The organism is Bacillus sp. GW821-FHT01G09 (assembly GCF_059422205.1).
In genome coordinates this window covers 126931-149093 of the sequence record NZ_JBWKWL010000005.1, presented here as the reverse complement: position 1 = coordinate 149093, position 22163 = coordinate 126931, and the positions used below count along the sequence as shown (strand labels likewise).

The following is a 22163-nucleotide window of genomic DNA, read 5'->3' as shown; positions in this document are numbered from 1 at the left end:
TTATTTCATTTTGTTGAACATGTTCTTTAAATAAGAAAACGGGCACTTCGATACCTGTTTTTCGTCATCACGGAGGAAATACTGCTTCCATTCACGATTATCCTTTCCTCCGTACCAGCCTAATTGCGGGTGAATCGGAGCCTGATCATAGGCCTCTAAACGAGATCGGATCAGCCTGCTCATGTTACGGCCAAATGCAGTTGATCCATTTAGGTCATCAAACACCCACCTTGGCTGAAACGTGACCATAAAAAAAGGAAAGCTCCGGCTTCTTCTTGCCTCGTGCCCCGGTGTAGCGCACAGAATGAAATACGGCTCGCCGTCAAAACAAAACTCCCATTTATAATGCTCAGGATCGGCCGGAATGTCTTCCGGCCATTCTTTTTCGTCTTGATGACTCAGTCTATTTAAAAAGCGCCAAAACAGCTCTTCATACGCTTCAATCGAATAATGCTCCGCCAAATCTTCCGGTGTATCAAACAACACAACGAGGGATGCGTATTTTCCCGTGTCCCGCGATATCTTGCCGTACTCCGCAAGCAACGGAGCCAGTTCCTCCGCTGTACGGTTTTCCCGCGGATCTCCGGCAAAAGCAATCCGAAGATGATCAGTCAGAAACGCCTGGCGTCCGGGAATGCACGGAAACGTATCCGCGTCGTCCGCCAGAGTTTCTGCCAGCAGCTCAAAAGCGATTCTTTGCCATTCAGGAAGCTCTTCCTGAATACGTTCCAGAAAACTTTTGGTGTAAATCCCATTCACCATTGATCCACCTCCAGTATCATCTGGATACTATATTAAAACTGGAAGCGGCAGGTGACTGTCCTTCATGAATCAGCCCAATAACTGTTTGATGCCCTGATAACCAAAGTAAAAGCCAAACACGAGGAGGGATACACCGGCGATTCCGGTCAATCCTCTCAATAGCTTTTCATGAAGCAGGTTTCTGAACGTACTGGCTGTGATAGCCATGCAGAAATCCCAGATTAAAATGCCGATCATGATGCCGGAGCTATAGATTAGAAGCTGATTCATATTGTAGGCCTCTGCTGTTTTCGCAAGAATGCTTCCGTAAATTCCAAGCCAAAAAAGGATGCTCAATGGGTTTGACAATGAAATGAGAAAACCCGATGCGAATGTTTTCCTGTATGACGGTTTCCCCCGCGAGCTTCGCACATCCATCGGTTCTCTGACGTTTTTCAGCGTTTCAATTCCGGTATAGGTCAGGACAAAAAAGCCGAACAGCCACAAAAACGTTTTCACAAATGGAGCGGTCAAGAACTGCGATAGCCCGAAATAGATAAAAAGCATGTACAGCCCATCCGCTGTCATGGCGCCTAAACCGAAAATCCATGCATGCCAAAAACCGTTTTTAATTCCTTTGTCTATTTGCGCCGCATTCACTGGCCCCACAGGCGCAGACAAGGACAGTCCCAGCACAATATAGCTCAAAAAAATGTTCACCGGCCCGTACTCCCTTCTCTTATGTAACTTGTACAATTTATTCGGGAACGGGCCAAGCTATGCACAAATTCACTTACTGTTTCAGACGTTCAAGCTCTTCCTCCATAATATCGGCGGCTTTGCCTACAAAACTGAAAATGAGTTCCAGCTCCTCTTCCGTATATTCGCGGCACAAATCCATCGTTGACTCAGACAGAGGACGGAACAAATCCTTTATATGTTTTTTCGAAGCAGTCAAAGGGACGATTACGACTCTCCTGCGATCGTTCGGGTCCTTTTCACGAGCCACATACCCCGCTTTTTCCAGCCGGTCAACAAGCGCCGTGACGGAACCCGTGCTGAGGCCGGTTTTTTTCCCCAGCTCTCCGGCCGTCATCGGACCTGCTTCATTTAAGATGTCAGCTGATTTCAAATCGGTGGGAAACAGACCGAGAGCTTGAGCGGCTGCCTGATGAAACAGGACCGTTCTTGTGCCCAGTTTTCGAAAAAGCTGAACAGCAGTCCTTTCCAACTCACTTCTGGAATTTCTTGTTGACAACTGACAGTCCTCCCTATAAAATCGAGTTTATCTTGATAATCGAGATATTCAACGATCAAACTATTATCATGATATCAGAACTTACATAGAAAAGTAAGAGGAGGTAGAACAAATGGACACAACAACAGCAAAACAGGCTTCCACCAAATTTGTGGTCCTCGGTCTCCTGCTGGGCATCTTGATGTCTGCAATGGACAATACGATTGTTGCCACCGCGATGGGCAATATCGTAGCCGATCTTGGAAGCTTCGATAAATTTGCCTGGGTGACGGCATCCTATATGGTGGCGGTTATGGCTGGCATGCCGATTTACGGCAAGCTTTCCGATATGTACGGCCGAAAACGTTTTTTCCTGTTTGGACTTATTTTTTTCTTAATCGGTTCTGCTTTATGCGGGATTGCCCAGACGATGAATCAGCTGATCATCTTCCGGGCCATTCAAGGGATCGGAGGCGGCGCGCTCCTGCCGATTGCCTTTACCATTATCTTCGATTTGTTTCCGCCGGAAAAACGCGGAAAAATGTCCGGCATGTTCGGTGCTGTATTTGGATTATCCAGTGTTCTTGGTCCGCTCTTAGGCGCGATCATTACAGATTCGATCAGCTGGCACTGGGTGTTTTACATCAATGTGCCGATCGGCGCATTGTCATTGTTTTTCATTATTCGCTACTACAAAGAATCTCTGGAGCACAGAAAGCAGAAAATAGACTGGGGCGGCGCGATTACCTTAGTCGTATCTATTGTATGCCTGATGTTCGCCCTTGAGCTTGGCGGCAAAACATACGATTGGAATTCCATTCAGATCATCGGGCTGTTTATTGTATTCGCCGTTTTCTTCATTGCCTTTTTTATTGTGGAGAGAAAAGCAGAAGAGCCGATTATTTCTTTCTGGATGTTTAAGAACCGCTTGTTTGCCACAGCACAGATTCTCGCTTTCCTGTATGGCGGAACATTTATTATTTTAGCGGTATTTATTCCGATTTTCGTTCAGGCGGTCTACGGCAGCTCGGCGACAAGCGCGGGCTTCATTCTGACGCCGATGATGATTGGATCAGTCATCGGAAGCATGATCGGCGGGATCTTCCAAACGAAGGCAAGCTTCCGCAATTTGATGCTGATATCTGTTATAGCTTTCTTTATCGGCATGCTGCTTCTTTCCAATATGACGCCTGACACAGCACGGGTATGGCTGACAGTCTTTATGATGATTTCAGGCTTTGGTGTAGGCTTTAACTTCTCCCTGCTGCCGGCGGCATCGATGAATGATCTTGAACCTCGCTTTCGGGGAACGGCAAACTCTACAAATTCATTTTTGCGATCATTTGGCATGACCTTAGGCGTCACCATTTTCGGAACGGTGCAAACAAACGTATTCACGAACAAGCTGAGCGACGCCTTCAGCGGTATGAAAGGCTCAGCGGGATCAGGTGCTACGCAAAAAATTGGCGACCCGCAAGAGATATTCCAAGCGGGAACACGTTCCCAGATTCCTGATGCGATCCTGAATCGCATTATTGACGCGATGTCATCAAGTATTACGTATGTCTTTTTGCTCGCTTTGATTCCAATTGTCCTCGCGGCGGTTACCATTTTATTTATGGGAAAAGCCAGAGTGAAAACAACAGCCGAAATGACAAAGAAAGCAAATTAACATAAAAAAAGCAGTACATGCTGGGCATGTACTGCTTTTTTCTATTACACTCCTAATCTTGCAAGAATAAACGTCCATATACAAATGATCAATAACAGAATCAGGCTGTACGCCACTGTCCTTTTAAACAGTTTAGATTCCTTGCCTGTTTGGCCGACCGCTGCGGCAGCGATGGCGATAGATTGAGGAGAAACAAGTTTCGCCATGACACCGCCCGCCGTATTTGCGGCTAACAGCAAGTCTGAACCCGCACCGATCTGCGCTCCGGTGACAACCTGCAAATGACCGAACAAAGCGTTATTGCTGACAACAGAACCAGTAATGAACACGCCAATCCAGCCAAGAACAGGACTGACAAACGGGAACAGGTCTCCTGTTTTCGCCAATGCTAATCCAATTGAAGAGCTGAGCCCTGCGAAGTTGGCCAGATTGGCAAACCCCATCACGAAGCAGATCGTCATAATCGGCACCCACAGCTCTTTTCCTGTCTCCTTCAGGGAAGCAAAGGCATCCCGAGAGGAGAACTTTTTGCTGAACAGCCCTGTCACGATGACCGCCGCTAAAATCGCTGTACCAGTCGCTGACAGCAGATCAACTTTAAAGACTGCATCTAACGGCATGGCAGATGGCGCAATCGGCGGCATTTTCATAATTTGCTGATGCAGAAAAGGCATTTTGAACAGGAGCGTTGATTGATATAACAGCCCGCCTTCTTGGAAAAGCGCTTTGAAGGCTGGAAGGCTCCAGATGGTGATCGCCGCAGTTAAAATGTAGAATGGAGACCACGCTTTCGCAATGTCAGCGGCACGGTATGCCTTTTTCTCACCAGCATCGCCGGCCCCTTCCTCGCGGTAAATCTCTTTCGGCTGCCATTTGCGGAGGAAGAGGGCAAGCCCGCCCATGCTGAATAAGGCCGCCAAAATGTTTGCTAATTCCGGCCCGAGCACCGCCATTGTCAGTGTCTGAACCGCTGTATACCCACCGCTCACAACCAGAAGAGCGGGCCATGTCTGTTTGATTCCTTTCATTCGGTCTAATAAGAATACAAGCAGGAATGGTATTAAAAATGAGATCATCGGCAGTGTCCACATTAATGTCCGAGACAGCTCAAGAGCAGACAAATCACCAATCTGCGCCCCTGTGATGACAGGAATCCCGATCGCCCCAAAGGCTCCGGAGGCGGCGTTTGCAATCAAGCAGAGCGCTGCCGCTTTTAACGGTTTAAAACCAAGTTCGACGAGCAGCGCCGCGCTAATCGCAATCGGAACACCAAAACCGGCCGCGCCTTCTAAAAACGCGTTAAAACAAAAACCAATTAATAATAGCTGTAATCGTTGGTCAGGCGAAATGCCGGCAATGCTGGACCGAATAATGGTAAATTTCCCGGTTTTCACTGCGATTTTATACAGCCACACCGCCATCAGGACGATGTAGCCAATGGGCCACAGCCCGCTCCCGATTCCTAACAAAACAGAAGAAATCGCTTTTTCAACCGGCATATGAAATGCCCAAACGGAGACGAAGAAACTGACGGCTAGGGTAAGAAATGCCGCAAGAATGCCTTTCATTTTCAAAACAGTTAAAGCCAAAAGAAAAAAGAGAATCGGAGTGAGCGCCACAAGTGCGCTCACATACTCGTTTCCAAACGGATCATACAACTGCTCCCACATTGACAATCAGCCCTTTACTCTAAAGTTGCGGTTAGTTGACTTTTTGTTCTGCAAAATGAGGTTTTAAAATGTTTTTAAGGACGCCGGCGCTGTGAAGGAACTGTTCTTTTTCTTTCTCATTTAAGTTCAGCTCAGTGATACCTGCGATCCCTCCGCGGTTCACGACAGCCGGCACACCGATGTACACGTCATCTGCACCGTATTGCCCGTCCAAATATGTGCTGACAGTTAATATGCTGTTTTCATTATGAAGAATGGCTTTTGTAATGCGAGCAAGACTCATCGCAACCCCATAATAAGTCGCGCCTTTTTTCTCAATGATATGGTAAGCTGCGTTTTTCACATCATCTACAATTTGGTCCAGCTCCTCTTGTTTGTATGCATCGTTTTTCTCAACGAGTTCACTGACCGGCACACCGCCGACATTCGCGTGGCTCCAAACAGGAAGCTCTGTGTCGCCGTGCTCTCCGATAATATGCGCGTGCACGTTTTGAGGCGCTGCGCCAAAGTATTCGCTCAGCATGAAACGGAATCTCGCAGAATCTAGTGTTGTGCCGCTTCCGATCACCCGCTCTTTTGGCAGGCCGCTGAATTTCCATGTTGCGTAAGTCAGGATATCAACCGGATTTGTCGCGATTAAGAAAATACCGTCAAATCCGCTCTCCATGACTTCACTAACGATGCCTTTGAAAATCTTCAAGTTCTTTTCTACTAATTCAAGGCGTGTCTCACCAGGTTTTTGGTTTGCTCCGGCGCAAATGCAGACAATATCAGCATCCTTGCAGTCTTCATATGTTCCGTAAGATGTTTTGACCGGTTGTGGCGCAAACGCCTTTCCGTGGTTTAAATCCATCACATCGCCCATTGCTTTTTCTTTATTTACATCAATGACCACAAGCTCATCTGTGATCCCTTGGTTAATTAACGCAAATGCATAACTGCTTCCAACAAAACCCGCTCCGATTAAAGCTACTTTATTTACATGTTTGTTCATCATTAATCATCCTTCCAGGGTATGTTTCTCTTTGATGTCTTTTTGTTTGTGAAGTATTTCACATTTATATTGTGCAACACTTCACAAACTTTTGCAAGGGAAAAGTTTTGTCTGATTTATGAACAAAAAAGAAACCATCATAGATGGTTTCTTTCGGTAAGTCCCGTCTAGCATTGTCCTCAATGGGGAAGAGAACCGCTTAAGCCCGAGTCATTATATAAACCATTTTGCACGTAATCAAAGCCAGGCTGATTCTGGCCGGGCACTTGGGCGCTGCCATTATTAAAAATCACTTTGGCGTTGGTTGTATCCGTATCCGCAGGCAGCGTCAGCGTGTAAATTCCATCTGCATTTTTAGTCATTGGTTTTCCAGGCCAAGGTCCGGTCAATTCAATTGCCCCGCCCCCATCATGTTTATAGATATAAGCATTTACCTGGCTCCAATGATTCGGATTTTGATAGCCGATGGTTTTGGCCGAAGCTGGATCTCTTTTAACAAAGCTGTATTCCTCGGTCCTCGTTACACCATCACTGTTCGTTCCTTTTAACATGATGGTGTATGTTTTGCCAAATGGATCTCCTTTTCCGATTGTGAATTGATCTCCATCCTTAAACGCTGTCTCTGGTCCATTATTGATTTGATAAACGGCTTTTGTTGTATTCGCATCTGCACGCAAGGTAATCGTCAGTTGATCATTGAAAGAATGTGTTACACCTGTTTTGTAATTCTCAAGGAAAACATGAGGCGCTTTTGCAATATCATCAGGATAAAGCACAGCTACAGACCTGGCATTGATCGTGCCTGTCAGTTTACCATCGTTCACTTGAAATGAACCCGCTCCAGCTTTATTGTCATACCTGCCATCAGGCAATTTTGTTGCCGTATTGATAGAGACAGAGGATGAACCTGCATTTGCCAGCACAACGCCATGTGAGCCGCGCTGATTCATAAATATCTGGTTGTTTCCATTCGGGTTCGAGAGTTCCTCAGGCTGTCCAGCCATCACATTGTGAAATCTATTGACCGCAGTGATAGCCTGATCTTCAAATAAAGCACTCCCGCGATCGCCTATTTGGCTTTTCCCCGGGAATCTCACACCATTTCCGCCTCCCTCAGGTCTGGAAAAGAAAAGAGGCGTACTGCCTGAACGAGAAGCTATCACCGCCCAGCCTAAACGGATATCATCATCGCTCATCCATGTCGACTCTTCATCATCATTGGCATACGTATCATGCGACTCTACCCATGTCACTAGCTTGTCCGCAGACACATCAGATGCATAGTGGGAGATATTCGACACGCCCAGATTACGATTCTTTAAAGCGGACCTTATGGAATGCCCATAGTTAGACGCTGTCACATCCATATAATTCGCATATGCAGCATCTCTGGAGGCACTATCCTGCAGGATTTCTCCGTATTGGAACTCTGCAGATGTATTTGTGATATTCGGCCAAAATTGACTGCCGTAACTCCCATCATCCGGAAGCTCTATATGTTTGGCGGCATCAAATCGAAAACCGTCTGCCCCGTCATTCAATGCCCTTTCTAAGAACCGTTTCAGATAGGACTGTACTTGTGTATTTTGTGTATTCCAGTCATACAGCCCGAGCAATGAATTCTGCGTGACATCCCATCGATCAGACCAGTTTTTAATTTGTGTGTTTCCATGTGTCCAGTTTGGAATACTCTTAACCTCATTGGAAATCGCGGCATAATCACTGGTGGTATGATTGATGACCGCGTCAACAATGACCTTTATGCCATATTCTTCAGCGGCTGCACACATTTCTTTAAATTCTTGTTCAGTACCTAAGTAACGGTTGCCAATTTGGTACGATGTCGGCTGATACAGCCAGTACCAGTTCGACATGTTTTTATCTCCTTGATTCCCTTCCTTTACTTGGTTAATCGGAGATGTCTGAATGGCTGTATATCCTGCATCATGAATATCCTTCATATTGTGTTTTAACGTATTGAACGACCAATTCCATGCATGAAGAATGGTTCCGCTTTTGATCGACGGTGCTGTAAGCTCATTCGATTTGTTCGCCGTTTCAGCACTCGCAGCCGCCGGTCCTGCCAGAACCAAATGAAACAGCAATAAAAATCCAGCGAATAACGGCAGTAAAGAGGTTTTGAATCGTTTTGCAAACATTCTTGACACTCCTTATTTGATTTTTTGAAGACTTACTTCGGAGTCAAAAATCCCTCTTACTTCATTCTTCCGCTTCCTCCTTTCAAACCGATGTGAAGACTGGAGAATTTTGTCAACGCTTACATTTTAAATTATCACAATCACTCTATCAAAACAACTTGGCAGAGTGAATACAAATCAATGTTCCTATAAAAAAAGCTGCCCGAAACTATGAACGCTTCCCTCGCTTTCCAAACAAAAAAAGAAACCATCTATTTTTCAAGATGATTTCTTTTTTATTTCTTCTTTTACCGCTCTTCTGTAAGCCAGCTTCACAATCACATACCGAAGCAGAAACAGAACGCCGCCGCAGACGATAAAAAGAAGAATCATTTTCAGCCAAGCGAAGAATGTATGGGGAATCCCCCTGTCGTACATCGTAAGCACCACTACCGCAAAGGCGACCGCAATTGATTCTATTCGCTGCTGCTTCACCCGTTTTTGCAGTTCTTCTTTGGTGTCTATTCTCGGCATGAGCATTCCGGATGCCGCAGCCCTGATGCAGTAATATAAGATAATGATGAACAAAAACACAAGGCTTGCAGCCCATTCTTTAAACGGAAATGCAAACATAATCCCGCGGATGATCACATCAAGCAGCGCAAATGCTCCCGCTATCATCCCAATCTCCGACCAGATTTTTTGTTCTTTTTCTTTTACTCTCTTATTTTTCCCATTCACGCCTGAAAGTCTATTACGCAGATTATTCATGACCTTCCTCCCGCACTTTTACGAATGGCTTATGGCTTACATGTTACAATAACAGCCTGCGCTTCTGCAATGAATAACTCAAAAGCCCGCCGTACAAGCCGGCGGGCAGCAATCGTTAAAACGGCCCCCAATTGATCATGACGCCGATCACGATAAAGACAAGCCCGATCAAGAACCAAATCAGAGCAAGCGGCACCATAAACCGCAGCCACTTGACATACGGAATACCGCTGGCGGCAAGCACCGCCATGAGAACGCCGGATGTCGGATTCACACAGTTGACGACCCCTTCTCCAAGCATAACTGCCTCCACCGCAACCTGTCTCGTGATTCCCATCAAATCAGCGAGCGGTGCCAGGATTGGAATAAATACAACGGCTTCGCCAGACCCTGAAGAGATGAGAAAATGAAGCAGCGCACTGGCGATATACATGCCGATTGCCCCGGCAATCGGGCTGAATCCATCCAAAAGTGAAGCCAAAGCATTGACGACAGTATCGAGGAGCTTTCCATTTTCAAGGATAACGGAAATGCTTCGTGCCATCCCGACAATCAGCGCCCCGTATACAAGACTTTGGCAGCCCGTAATGAAGGTTTTGGCAATATCGTTCGCCGCAAGCCTGCCTATTAAACCGGCAAGGACAGAAATAAAAATAAATGTCGCAGCCATTTGGGAATCTGACCAGCCAAGCTTCAAAGCGCCGTATAAAAATCCGACAAGTGAGAGTCCCGCCACAGCCAAAATCAGCTTATGGCGAACGGTAAACGGCACTGACTGATCTTCTTCTTTACCGGCTTCGCCCATTCCTGCCGCAGGGAACCAATCTGTTCCTAACACACTGGCATCTATGGATTTTTTTAATTTTCTCGTATACAAATAGATATAAATAATAGAAGACAGCAAAAAGCATATGTATATCACAACTCGCAGGCCGATTCCAGAAAAAAGAGGGAGCTCCGCGATTGATTGTGATAAACCGAGCGGTGACGGTGATAATATGGTGGAGTTAAATCCAGCGTAGCAGCCGATGTAAATAACAGCGGCTCCCGCGACTGCGTCCCATTTTAAGGATCGTGCCACAATGAGGCCGATGGGGATAAAACCGATAACTGAATTCACGACAATCCCGGTTGTTCCGAGAATGGAGAACAATGCGCCGACAATACAAATAAATAATAATTGCTTTGTGCGGAATTTGCTGATGACATTGTAAATCAGGCCGTTGATGGCACCCGTTTTTTCTAGAATAGCAATGGTGCCGCCTGTGAATAAGATCAGAAAGATGATGGGTGCTGATCCAACCATTCCATCCTGTAGAGAAGTAAAAAAGCTGATCAAGCTGACCGGAGACTGTTCAATGGAATGATAGCTTCCCGGAACAGCGGTCGTGACATCCCCCTTTGTCACGCGGTCAAATTCACCTGCCGGCACAATATATGAAGCGATTGCGCAAATGAAAGCAATCATAAATAAGAGGACATAGGCGTCAGGCATTTTAAATGTCATACGTTTTTTCTTAGGCTGTGTTTCGGCTGCTGGCATACTCATATTTCGATCCATCCCCTCTGTTTGAAAATATTAATTATTCTGAATAGTAGCAATATGTGCTATATTATATACAGCCTATCTTCCTGTTTCAATATAAATAAAGTAAAGAAGGTAAAAATTCATTCTGATAGAAGGAGGTATTTCTTACCATGCAAAAGCTTTCAGAAGACATGAAACAAACCATTATGGACATCTTCGAGCATCTGCACGCGAACCCTGAAGTCAGCTGGAAGGAATATGAGACAACTTCATTTTTGAAACAAAAGCTTGAGGATTTAGGGTGCCGGACGCGCACGTTTTCAGACTGCACCGGGGTTGTCGGCGAAATCGGCTCAGGCTCACCTGTTGTAGCGGTACGCGCTGATATTGACGCGCTGTGGCAGGAGGTTAACGGCACATTTCGCGCCAACCATTCCTGCGGACACGATTCACATATGACAATGGCATTGGGCACGTTAATGCTGCTCAAAAAACAACCTGAGCTTCCGAAGGGCACAATCCGTTTTATCTTTCAGCCGGCAGAAGAAAAAGGCGGCGGCGCCTTGAAAATGATAGAAGAAGGCGTGCTTGATGATATCGACTATTTGTATGGCGTTCACGTCCGTCCGATCCAGGAAACACAGAACGGCCGCTGCGCTCCGTCTATTCTGCACGGATCAAGCCAGCACATTGAGGGAACGATCATCGGGGAAGAGGCTCATGGCGCCCGTCCGCACCTCGGGAAAAACAGCATTGAAATTGCGGCATTTCTTGTACATAAGCTCGGACTCATTCATATTGACCCGCAAATCCCGCATACCGTCAAAATGACAAAACTTCAAGCCGGCGGTGAAAGCTCTAACATCATTCCAGGAAAAGCATCGTTCAGCCTTGATTTGCGCGCACAGACCAATGAAGCCATGGAGGCGTTAATCGCCGAAACAGAAAGAGCCTGTGAAGCGGCCGCCGCTGCATTCGGCGCAAAAATCGAGCTGCAAAAAGAACACAGCCTTCCTGCGGCAACACAAAACAAAGAAGCTGAAGCGATCATGGCAGAAGCCATTACGGATATCATCGGGGCTGAGCGGCTTGATGATCCGCTTGTCACCACCGGCGGAGAGGATTTCCATTTTTACGCCGTGAAGGTGCCGAATCTGAAAACAACGATGCTCGGACTAGGCTGCGGGCTCCAGCCGGGGCTCCATCATCCGCACATGACCTTTGACAGAAATGCGATGTTCAACGGCATTCACATTTTAGCGAATGCCGTATTAAAAACTTTTCAAAAGGCTGATTCACCCGCTGCCGCTTACGTAAAATAACGCAAAAAAAGCAGCCTGTCACAGGCTGCTTTTTAGATTACTTCTTCAAATCTTCAATTGAGTTGACATTTTTCATATATTGAGGAACAACAAGCCCCATCTTCACACCAGTCATACTGGTGCCAATATCATCATATTTGCCTTTATATTTAGCGGCGTATGCTTTATGGGTATTCGGCAGCCATGCGGAAAGTGATGCATCCGCACTTCCCGTCGCAATTGCAGTCCACATCGGCCCAGCCTCTACCTGAGTAAGTGTTACCTCATAGCCCAAGTCTTCTAAGACTTTGCCTATGACGTTTGTACTTGCAATCTCACTGTCCCACGCCACATAGGCAAGGTTGATTTTGTCTCCCTTTACCTTTTGAACGCCTTTTGTCCATTCGGCAATCTGATCCTTGTGTTTATTGACGTACTCGGCAGCAACTTTGGCAGGTTTCTCGCCTTCTTCCACCTTGATCATGATTTCGCCCATTTCGTCTTGCGTCCATTTAAACTGGCTCAGAAGCTTTGCGGCATTCGGCTGTTCTTTGCTGAAGCCTTTGCGTGTGATCGTATGGATTTCCTCTGCGCTGCCATAAGATTGTTTCGGATCATCGAGATATTTCAGCTTATATCTGGAGAACATCCAGTGCGGTGTCCATCCTGTAATGATAATCGGTTTCTTACGGTCGTATGACTTTTTAAGCGTAGCGGTCATCGCAGCACTTGACGCTGAAATCAATGTCCAGTCATTCAGGTCATAATCCTTCATCGCTTTGTCAGTCAGGGACATAATCCCTGAACCGGGGTCAATCCCGATGATGGTCTTATTCACCTGTTCTGCTGCGGATGCATTTTCATCGTTTTCTGAACCGCAAGCCGCAAGTGAGAGCGCCAGCATGGCGGAAACGCCGATGCCGATGATTTTTTTAAGCATCAGGCATTCCCCCTGCTTTTCTTCTTCACTTTAATATTTTGAGTAATACGGTCCAGGGTAATGGCAACGATAACGATGGCGATACCGGCCTCTACTCCGACCCCGGTTTTCAGCTGTGTAACGGCACTGTATACTTCAGAACCAAGTCCCGGTGCACCGACCATTGCGGCGATAACAACCATTGATAACGCAAGCATGATGCTCTGGTTAATTCCGGCCAAAATCGTTTTTGTCGCAAGCGGAAGCTGAACTTTAAACAAACGCTGAGCTGTTGTAGAACCGAATGCCTCAGTCGCTTCAATCAAATCCGCCGGCACTTGTTTAATACCGAGAACAGTCATGCGGATTGTCGGCGGCATCGCGAAGATAACAGATGCAACAACACCCGGCACAACACCGATGTTAAAGAAGAAAATCGCCGGCAATAGATATACGAAAGCAGGCATTGTCTGCATTAAATCAAGAATTGGCGTTACAATACGGCGAACCGTTTCTTTCTGAGACGCCCAAATTCCGATCGGAACCCCGACCACAATCGAAATAATCACAGATGTCAAAACAAGCGCCAATGTTTGCAGCATTGGGTCCCAATATCCTAAATAATCGATCAGGAGGAATCCAATCAACGTAAATAACGCAATTCCCCTTGTACTGATCCACCACGCAAGTGCGGCGAAAATAATCGTTAACAAAATAGATGGAATAAATCCAAGACCGGTGACAATTCCATTTACAAAAGCGGCCAATCCGTTAGCGATACCGTCGAAGAATCCGCCAAACGTCATCGTAATCCAGTCAACAAAACGGTCAATGATATCTGCTAAAGGTATTCTAGGCAGTCTATCCATCTTACTTCACCTCCTGTACAGAAGGATCTTGTGTTTGTTCGCCAGTGCCTTCAGCGTTGATATACTCGTTATTGCCGGCAAGTGCGCCAATCAGCGCGCCTCTTACGACAATTCCTTTCATTCTTTGCTTCTCATCCACAACCGCAATTGGAATATTCGCATCGGACACAACGTCAAAAATCTCAGTCAGATACGTATTCTCTGGTACAGTCGTAAATTCTGTATTCAAGATGTCTTGAAGTGACAAATCAGACTCAGCCGCTTTTTTCGCATCAGACGCATAGATAACACCTAATAATTTCTTTTGTTTATCCACTGCATAAATTGAAGAAATTCCAAGGTTTTTCATCAGTGTCAATGCTACGCGAGGCCCTTTATCAATCCGCACTGTTTCAGCGCGTTTCATAATGTGGCCTGCTGTGAGGACTTTAGACAAATCAACATCTTCGACGAATTTCTCAACATATTCGTTAGATGGATTCATCAGGATTTCTTCAGGTGTGCCGATTTGAACGATATTGCCGTCCTTCATTAGGACAATTCTGTCGCCGATCCGCAACGCTTCGTCCAAGTCATGCGTAATAAAGATAATTGTTTTTCCGACATTATCGTGAAGATCAAGAAGCTCATCCTGCATATCTTTACGAATCAGTGGATCAAGCGCACTGAACGCTTCGTCCATCAGAAGGATGTCCGGATCATTTGTCAACGCGCGGGCAAGGCCGACACGCTGCTGCATCCCGCCGGAAAGCTGGTCTGGATATTGGTGTTCAAACCCTTCGAGCCCGACGAGCTTAAGAGACTCAAGCGCTTTTTGCTGCCGCTCTTGTTTGTCTACACCTTGAAGTTCCAGTCCGTATTCTGTGTTTTCAAGTATCGTTCTGTGCGGGAACAGAGCGAACTTTTGGAAGACCATGCTGATTTTCTTCCGGCGGACTTCCCGGAGCTGGTCTTTAGACATATTTGTTATCATGTCACCATCAATGTAAATATTTCCGGCAGTCGGTTCAATAAGCCGGTTTAACATCCGTACTAAAGTTGATTTACCGCTCCCTGATAGACCCATGATGACAAATATCTCACCATCATATACTTCAAAATCTGCCTGATTAACCCCAACGGTTGATCCGGTTGCTTTCAGGATCTCTTTTTTTGTCTTTCCGTTGGCAAGCATTTGAACTGCCTTCTTTGTTTGTTTCCCAAAAATCTTAGAGACTTTCTCGACTTTTATCTTAATTGGTTTCTCATCTACACTCATATTTTCCCTCCATATTAAGCAATCTTTATTACCGTAACATTTATGTAACTTCCCACACAAACAGCATATTCTCTTTTATTCTGTACCATTTCTTTATAAACATCCATGTGACCACATGATCTTATTTATGCTTCTAAATGCTCTGTAATCCTCCTATATGATTGTATTTTACGGGTGATTTTTCGCCTATCTTTAGTTGAAAACGCTTTAATTGGAATTGAATTCCTTCTTGCTCTTATGACTTCCCTCTCCTTTACTGGAAAAATAAGTTGCTTTTTCAACATCAATTATGTATTATAGTTTCATGACTATGAAACAATCAGATGATCAAATCAGAGCGCAAATTTTTAAAGCACTGTCTGATGAATCAAGGCTTGCCATTATTCGTACGCTTTATGTCAGCGGAAAAGAACTCAGCTGCGGTGAAGTAGGTGAAAAGTGCAATATTGTCAAAACCACGGCATCTTATCATTTTAAAACGCTGCGTGAAGCGGGATTGACGGCAACCCGGAAAGATTCGCGGACAAAATACGTCAGTCTGCGTGAAGACACCTTTCACACATACCTGCCTGGCTTTTTGGAAACCCTCTAACAAAGGGTTTTCTCTATACATATCTGTTTCATAGTTTCAAAGTTATAAAACAATAGGAGTGATAAAATTTGAATCGCATTTGGCTTTTCTTCAGTGTCATGTTTGTCATTGGCACGGATACCTTTTTGCTTTCGCCGCTTCTCCCCCTTTTACAGAATCAGTTTCATGTCTCTACTGATTTGTCAGGCTGGATGGTCAGTGCTTATGCACTCGGTTATGCGCTCTTCGCTTTCATTGCAGGCCCAATCTCAGACCGGCTGAACAGGAAAACAGTCATGCTGTGGGGACTTGCAGGCTTTATCGTATCCACGTTTTTATGCGGCATCGCTCCCTCTTTTGCCGCCATGTGCCTGTTCCGTTTTGCCGCAGGCGTTAGCGCTGCGTTTGTGACGCCTCAAATTTGGGCGTCCATCCCAGTCATTGTCCGGCCTTCTCAGATCATAAAAGGCATGGGGATTGCGACAGCAGGTTTGGCCGCTTCACAAATGCTCGGACTTCCTATTGGAGGGTTTCTCGCTTCCTTTACATGGCATACGCCATTTTTCGTTTTGTCAGCGTGCTCGCTTATTCTTCTATTGATCCTGGCGGCGGTCATGCCTGATATCCTGCCTTCTGAACCATTGGCGCGACCATCAATTGTCAACCCCTACCGGGAGCTTTTTTCATTGCCGAAAACATCGGTCATTCTGCTTGCCTATTTTCTGTTTCAAACCGGAAACTTCGCTTCGTTCAGCTTTCTGGGTACTTGGCTTTCCGCGGATTATCATTTAACCGTGTCACAAATTGGCGCAGCTATGCTTGTACTCGGACTGGGAAATATGCTCGGGAGCCTTATCGGCAGCCGGGTTTCAGAAAAGCTGGGCATGTTTAAAACACTGATCAGCGGGATGCTGCTAATGGGCGCTCTCTATTTCGCTCTTCCGTTCTTTCCAAACTTGTTTTTAGTAGAAGCCGGCTTTTTTCTCACGTTCTTTACAGCTGGCATCATCTTTCCGTTAATGATGGGTGTCTTTCAATCCATTGCACCGAATGCGCGAGGAACCATCGCTTCCCTTTCCAATGCCGCTATGTATGCCGGAACCACTGTCGGTACAAGTATTGCAGGTTTTTTATATCAAAGCACACAGCATTTCGGAGCTGTCACAGGATTTACTGCCATTTTGTTCATACTTTCTATGACGCTCTACCAGGCAATCAGTAAAACCGGGAAACGCCAATCCGCAGCCCGGGCGCAATTGTAAAAAAAGCACCTCATTCAAGAGGTGCCTCAGATTGTTGACAAAATCCTAAAATGGTTTTCATTTTAGGATTTTGTCATCTTTTCAGCGTGATTGAAAACCCTTGAAGTCTAGGAAGGACGAGCATAGGAGCGGACATTCACAGGATGTGATGACGACGGCGTTTAGGCAGGACGCCTGAGAATTTAGCCGTTGATCCACTTCGCATTGAGCACCGAAGCGCAGTCCTGACAACGAATGCGAGGGTTTGTCGACACGCTGAAAGCACCTCTTTCAAGAGGTGCTTTTCCTATTCTAGCTCAGTTTGTTTCGTTTCTTTCCCCATAATCAAAATACAAGCAACCGCGAGTAAGATTGCAATGCAAAAGATTGAAAAGATGACCGAAAACGAAATATGACGGGCTGCCAGAGTTCCGACGAGCAAAGGCCCGAAGATGCCGCCGATTCTTCCAAACGCTGCTGTCGTTCCTGAACCTGTTGCTCGAATCGCAGTCGGGTATTGCTCCGGGGTATAAGCATACAGCACGCCCCATGCACCGAGATTGAAAAACGATAACAGCATTCCAGCCGTAAGCAGAAGACTTAAGGAATCCGCCGTTCCGAAGAAATAGGCGCTTCCTGCTGTGCCAATCAAGTAAATGACGAGTATCCACTTCCGGCCCGCTTTTTCAATCAGCCATGCGGCAGAGAAATAGCCAGGTAGCTGAGCAAGCGTCATCAGCAGGACATATTCAAAGCTTTGAATCATGCTGAAGCCTTTCAGCAGCATGACACTCGGGAGCCATAGGAACATGCCGTAATAAGAAAACACCACACAGAACCAAACGATCGACAGCATCACGGTCGGCCGTATATACTGTCTTGCCCAGACGCTTTTTACATTCTCCCACACCGACCTCTTTTTGGCAGAAAGCGATTCATATTTCGGCGAATCAGGCAGACTCGTCCGCAGGTACAGCGCATAAAAAGCAGTCAGCGCAGTTAACAGAAGGGCAGCCTGCCAGCCGAAGCTTGGTATCACAAAGTAAGAAATCAAGGCTGCTGCGAGCCAGCCCACGGCCCAAAAGCTTTCCAAAAGCACAATCACTCTGCCTCGCTTTTCAGGCACAACCGCTTCCGAAACGAGTGTTGAAGCGACTGGAAGCTCGCCGCCAAGTCCCATACCAATCACGAAACGAAGGATTAGAAATGCCGATAAGCTCGTCACAAAAGCGGAAATGCCGCTTCCGATGGAAAAGCATAAAAGGGTGATGATAAACACTTTTTTGCGGCCAATTCGATCAGCAAGCAAACCAAACAAAAACGCACCCGCAGCCATGCCGATGGAATTGACGCTTCCGATCCATTTCATTTCCTCGGGCGACAGATTCCACTCTACATGGAGCGCGGCGATAATAAACGATAATATTCCGACATCCATTGCATCAAACAGCCACCCCAAACCGGCGATGCCCAGCAGTTTACGCTGGGATATAGGCTGTTGTTTTCCCATTGCCAACACCTCTGATATGCAAAATGATTACCGTTTAAGTTTACACCTGTCTTTACACATTGTCATTAACTAAATGATGTAATTGAAAAACCCCGCTTATGGTCCACAAGCGGGGTTTTTATTATTGCTGCAATGCTGCTTTTTTAATATTATCCTGAAGCTGTGCAATTCGTCTCGCGCCGTCTTCGCGGAGGCGCTTGTTTTCTTCTTCGATTTGTTTTGTTTCCTGCATGCCGCTGACAATCGTGTTCCAAGACGATTCGATCGTTTCAATATCTATGCTCGGTCTGCCGGCCATTCTGGCAATTTCAACACTTTGGCTCGAGATGTTTTCAGCATTTCGTTTCAGCATCTCGTTTGTCCGGCGGTCAAGCTCGCTCATGGAATCAGCCACAAGCTTTTGCCGCTTTACCGTAACAGCCTGAATAATGCCGTTTTTGAAAATCGGAATGGTAATGATAAACGCGGAGTTGATTTTCCCGATCAGCTTTGCATTTCCTCGCTGCAGGAGACGGATTTGAGGTGCGGTTTGAAGCGCCACCATCCGTGCCATGTCCAGATCATACACCCGTTCCTCAAGCGCCTGAATGCCGTTGCGCAATGTATCGAGCTGCATTTGCGCCAGCTGGTTTCCGCTTGCCGCTTTTTCCTCATATGAAGGAAGGATCGACTGCATCTCTTCCAGTTTCATCTGCCCGGCAACGACGTATTTTTCAAGCTCCATATAGTATTTGATATTGTTTTCATACATTTCATCGAGCGTGTAGTTCGTCTTCGTCATCTCATCTTTGTATTTTGAAATCTCAACGTGGATTTTTTCAATCTCTCCGCCAAGTGTCTGATACTTTTTAAAGATTTTTTCAATCATGCTGCCGCCGCGTTTAAAAATTTTCGCCATTAATCCCTTTGGCTCATCAAAATCATTTTTGTCGAAGCGGTCCATGATTTTCCCAAGCTGAGTCAGCATTGTGCCGGAGTCTGTCACGCTTGTTGTTTTCATCATCCCTAAGATGCGGTCAGAGAACTTGGATATTTCAACGGCCGGCTCCTTGCCGTACTCAAGCAGCTCCATTTGGTTTTTGACGTCAATTTGTTGAGCAAGCCGCTTCACTTCTGGTTCCTGACGGAGCTGAAGACGGATATCGTCAGCTTTTTGCTGGGAAATCTCTTCATTTTTATCGAGAACAAGCGGATTTTGATTTTCTGTTGTCATGCTTTTCTTCTCTCCTTATTTTTGGGTAATGGTTCTGAAGAGCCTTTTCACAAGCGAAGGCTCTTTGTAGTCCTGCTGAAACACCATGTCATCCAGCCAGTGGATATCATACTGGTCCTCTTCAATAAACTGCTCAATATCTTGGTGTCCGGGCGGATTATAAATGATGATATCGATTCCGATTTCATTCAGGAACAGCAGGGCGGCAGCATCCGAACGCGCGAGTCCGCCGCTCATTTCCGTATGATATAAAACGAGTTTCGGAACGGTTTGCGCATAGTCGAACATTTGAATCAATTTCAGCAGATTAGCAGGCAGGTTTGTTGTTTGTTTAAACAAATAGATTTGAACATCCTTGACTTGTTCCTGATGCAAAGCCTTAAGCCGCGGGTGCCTGCACATTCTCGAAATCGTTTTGGCAATGGCAGTCTGAACGCCTGCCGGCAGCTGTTTGTACTGCCACACATTGCTTGCCATCAGCTTGTCCGGATCAATGTTCCCTTCTTGATCAAGTGCGTGGCTGTAGTGAAATTGATAGTTCGACTTTATTTCTTCTGTAAATGGAAAGCTTCTGACAATTTCTGTTTCCTGATAATCCGCTAGAGTATGAAGCCTGTTCCAATATTCCTTATTGTCTTTCGACACGCCCATAATTTTGGCGAATACATTCGGAATCTCAATGGAATATTTATCTGCTTTGAAATTCGGCCGAATAAAGGCGCGTTCTTTCGTGATTAAAAACAATTCATCATAGGTCGTTTTCAGCGTAACAGGCACCGGTGTGTGATCTCTGAACTGCCACGGCTTATACAGCATGGATTCCTCGTGATTCAGCACATGTTCAATTTCCTTTGTTGAGCGGTAAGCCACTGTTGATTTCCGGTCAGGTTTTTCTTTCGGAAACGGCTGAAGCTCAGAAACATCCGGGAGCTTTTCCGTAAAACCGAGCTCCTGCTTCGGGTCGACAAGCGCCAGCTGATCCGTTCCCGCCGGATGGAACAGTAGTACATCACAGCCGACTAGCATCAGATAATATAAGAAATAGAGCTGGCTTTTCGTCGCATCTCCATACCAAACAACCTTCGGCATCTCCCGCTCTATATCGGTTTTTTCCAGCCAAGGGTTCAGATGGTTTAAGGAAAACTTCGAGACATCAAGCAGCACTCTGCGAAAATCAGGATGATTCAGCCCCTTTTCATGACTGTCCGCAAAGGTATGTAAAAGCGTCATCAGCGCTTTTCTTAAATGGCGGTGCATCAAGGGATTTGAGTGCTTCGCAATCAGCTTTTCCCCGTCCAGAAAGGCAACAAAGCGGCTGACTGACAGCCCTTTTTCTTTCTGATTGATGGAATGAATATGCTGAAGCTTTTGAAATGTTTCCGGTTCGATTGTTTTATCAAGCGTTTCACTCAAAATCGTTATGCGGTCGTTTACAGACAGCTCATACAGCTCGTTATAGTAGTCCGTCTCATCAATAGGCGTGCCCAATATCTGTCCGGCAAGACGAGAAAAAGAAAGGCCTTGTGCAGTTTTATAGTGATCCCGCTCCGGCAATGGCTGAAACAGCAGGCTTTTCCAATCGCCATCAGCCGGAAGTGCTTTATGAATGGTTAGTTCTTCTTGTCTCATCATATCCTCCTTTCCGGTTTGTCATTGAACGATATTTCGGTAACAAAAAAGGAAGGACATTGAACCTCCCTCCTTGTTTTGTTTTATTCTTCTTTTGAAGCGGCTGTTTGTTCGCGCACCTGCTTTTGTTTATTGATGTAGTGAATGATCAATGTTACCGCAAATGCAGCGATAATGATGATGAAGAATACAGAGTGCGGCATTTCGTAATGGAAAGCGCTCCCCGCCATTTTCAGCGCGATAATGCCGATTAAGACGAATGCTGTGTTTTCCAGCTCAGGAATTTTATCAATCAGCACAAGGAACACTTTTGCCACTGTACGCATCATTAAAATACCAAGCATACCGCCAATCAGAAGCACCCATACTTTTTCAGATACTGCAAACGCGGCCAGGATGCTGTCCACAGAGAAGGCAAGATCCATTAATTCTACTGAAATGACAGTCGCCCAGAAGATCCCGAACGTACGGACCATCCAAGAGTTTTTCTTCATGCCGTCCGCTTCCTCTTCTTTTTCGCCTATCCAGAAGTGCTTAATGACGAGCCAAGCCAGGTAAAGCGCGCCAAGCACCTTGATCCACCAGAATTTAATGAGAAGCATACCGAGCCCGATGAAAATAAACCTGAAAATATAAGCTCCAAACAAACCATACGTTAACGCTTTTTTCCGCTGTTTTTCCGGCAGGTGTTTAACCATGACCGCAAGAACAAGCGCGTTATCGGCCGATAAAAGGCCTTCCAAAACAACAAGGGAACCGATCAAACCCCAGGAAACAGGATCGGTCAGAACTTCCCCCCACATTTTCCAATCGAAAAATGAAGCATACGTAGACAAAATATGATGTAAAAAGTCCAAGTTTTTTCCTCCTATTAATTTGAAACGGTGACTCCTCTATTTGT

At 45.8% G+C, this 22163-nt stretch carries 18 protein-coding genes and 1 pseudogene; 4 read left to right on the top strand and 15 right to left on the bottom strand.

Annotation, left to right across the window (positions count from 1 at the left end):
• The 3 genes from AC07VD_RS17120 to AC07VD_RS17110 form a co-directional block, all read right to left on the bottom strand.
• Entirely contained in the window at positions 1–762 is a 762-nt protein-coding gene (locus AC07VD_RS17120; protein WP_494721868.1) for a YqcI/YcgG family protein, read from the bottom strand.
• A gap of 69 nt (positions 763–831) precedes the next feature.
• Positions 832–1461: a LysE family translocator gene (locus tag AC07VD_RS17115; protein WP_003246469.1), complete on the bottom strand. Its 630-nt coding sequence runs from the start codon at positions 1459–1461 to the stop codon at positions 832–834.
• A gap of 73 nt (positions 1462–1534) precedes the next feature.
• Complete coding sequence (locus AC07VD_RS17110) at positions 1535–1999, bottom strand: MarR family transcriptional regulator (protein WP_046664293.1); 465 nt, start codon at positions 1997–1999, stop codon at positions 1535–1537.
• A 112-nt stretch (positions 2000–2111) separates the two neighbouring features.
• On the opposite strand from AC07VD_RS17110, the gene bmr3 reads away from it, so the two are divergent.
• Positions 2112–3650 (top strand): multidrug efflux MFS transporter Bmr3, encoded by a 1539-nt coding sequence (gene bmr3 / locus AC07VD_RS17105; protein ID WP_130573387.1) that lies wholly within the window; start codon positions 2112–2114, stop codon positions 3648–3650.
• Positions 3651–3694: 44 nt separating this feature from the next.
• On the opposite strand, the gene AC07VD_RS17100 is transcribed toward bmr3, so the two are convergent.
• From AC07VD_RS17100 to AC07VD_RS17080, 5 genes and pseudogenes are all read right to left on the bottom strand, one after another.
• Complete coding sequence (locus tag AC07VD_RS17100; RefSeq protein WP_003246465.1) at positions 3695–5320, bottom strand: L-lactate permease; 1626 nt, start codon at positions 5318–5320, stop codon at positions 3695–3697.
• Between the two features lie 31 nt (positions 5321–5351).
• Complete coding sequence (locus AC07VD_RS17095) at positions 5352–6317, bottom strand: L-lactate dehydrogenase (protein WP_029727056.1); 966 nt, start codon at positions 6315–6317, stop codon at positions 5352–5354.
• Between the two features lie 176 nt (positions 6318–6493).
• On the bottom strand, positions 6494–8473 hold the full coding sequence (gene amyE / locus AC07VD_RS17090) for an alpha-amylase (protein WP_494721867.1): 1980 nt from the start codon (positions 8471–8473) through the stop codon (positions 6494–6496).
• 208 nt (positions 8474–8681) lie between these two features.
• Positions 8682–9223: pseudogene (locus AC07VD_RS17085) on the bottom strand (DUF6773 family protein).
• 115 nt (positions 9224–9338) lie between these two features.
• Positions 9339–10772, bottom strand: coding sequence for a YfcC family protein (locus AC07VD_RS17080; protein ID WP_217018635.1), 1434 nt, complete (start codon positions 10770–10772; stop codon positions 9339–9341).
• Positions 10773–10921: 149 nt separating this feature from the next.
• Here AC07VD_RS17080 and AC07VD_RS17075 point away from each other — a divergent pair, with 149 nt between their 5' ends.
• The gene (locus AC07VD_RS17075; RefSeq protein ID WP_032724871.1) at positions 10922–12073 is read left to right on the top strand and encodes a M20 peptidase aminoacylase family protein; all 1152 of its coding nucleotides are present in this window, start codon (positions 10922–10924) and stop codon (positions 12071–12073) included.
• 37 nt (positions 12074–12110) lie between these two features.
• On the opposite strand, the gene opuAC is transcribed toward AC07VD_RS17075, so the two are convergent.
• From opuAC to opuAA, 3 genes are read right to left on the bottom strand one after another with little or no spacing between them, the layout of a single operon-like run.
• On the bottom strand, positions 12111–12992 hold the full coding sequence (gene opuAC / locus AC07VD_RS17070) for a glycine/proline betaine ABC transporter substrate-binding protein OpuAC (RefSeq protein ID WP_003246462.1): 882 nt from the start codon (positions 12990–12992) through the stop codon (positions 12111–12113).
• Complete coding sequence (gene opuAB, locus AC07VD_RS17065) at positions 12992–13840, bottom strand: glycine/proline betaine ABC transporter permease subunit OpuAB (protein ID WP_003234703.1); 849 nt, start codon at positions 13838–13840, stop codon at positions 12992–12994. The genes opuAC and opuAB overlap by 1 nt, the downstream gene beginning before the upstream one ends.
• Position 13841: 1 nt before the next feature.
• Positions 13842–15098 (bottom strand): glycine/proline betaine ABC transporter ATP-binding protein OpuAA, encoded by a 1257-nt coding sequence (gene opuAA, locus AC07VD_RS17060; protein ID WP_024571578.1) that lies wholly within the window; start codon positions 15096–15098, stop codon positions 13842–13844.
• Positions 15099–15387: 289 nt separating this feature from the next.
• Here opuAA and AC07VD_RS17055 point away from each other — a divergent pair, with 289 nt between their 5' ends.
• Both AC07VD_RS17055 and AC07VD_RS17050 read left to right on the top strand, forming a co-directional pair.
• Entirely contained in the window at positions 15388–15690 is a 303-nt protein-coding gene (locus AC07VD_RS17055) for an ArsR/SmtB family transcription factor (protein WP_076458377.1), read from the top strand.
• Between the two features lie 68 nt (positions 15691–15758).
• A complete protein-coding gene (locus AC07VD_RS17050; protein ID WP_217018637.1) occupies positions 15759–16931 on the top strand; it encodes an MFS transporter in 1173 nt (390 codons plus the stop codon).
• Positions 16932–17217: 286 nt separating this feature from the next.
• Here AC07VD_RS17050 and niaP read toward each other — a convergent pair whose 3' ends face one another.
• The 4 genes from niaP to AC07VD_RS17030 form a co-directional block, all read right to left on the bottom strand.
• Positions 17218–18420 (bottom strand): niacin permease NiaP, encoded by a 1203-nt coding sequence (gene niaP, locus AC07VD_RS17045; RefSeq protein ID WP_167559160.1) that lies wholly within the window; start codon positions 18418–18420, stop codon positions 17218–17220.
• Positions 18421–18541: 121 nt separating this feature from the next.
• Positions 18542–19633: a toxic anion resistance protein gene (locus AC07VD_RS17040; protein WP_003234715.1), complete on the bottom strand. Its 1092-nt coding sequence runs from the start codon at positions 19631–19633 to the stop codon at positions 18542–18544.
• 15 nt (positions 19634–19648) lie between these two features.
• Positions 19649–21262 carry a YceG family protein gene (locus AC07VD_RS17035; protein ID WP_494721914.1) on the bottom strand — a complete coding sequence of 538 codons (1614 nt, stop codon included), beginning with the start codon at positions 21260–21262 and terminating at the stop codon, positions 19649–19651.
• Positions 21263–21345: 83 nt separating this feature from the next.
• A complete protein-coding gene (locus AC07VD_RS17030) occupies positions 21346–22119 on the bottom strand; it encodes a TerC family protein (protein ID WP_003246458.1) in 774 nt (257 codons plus the stop codon).
• Positions 22120–22163: the final 44 nt, after the last annotated feature.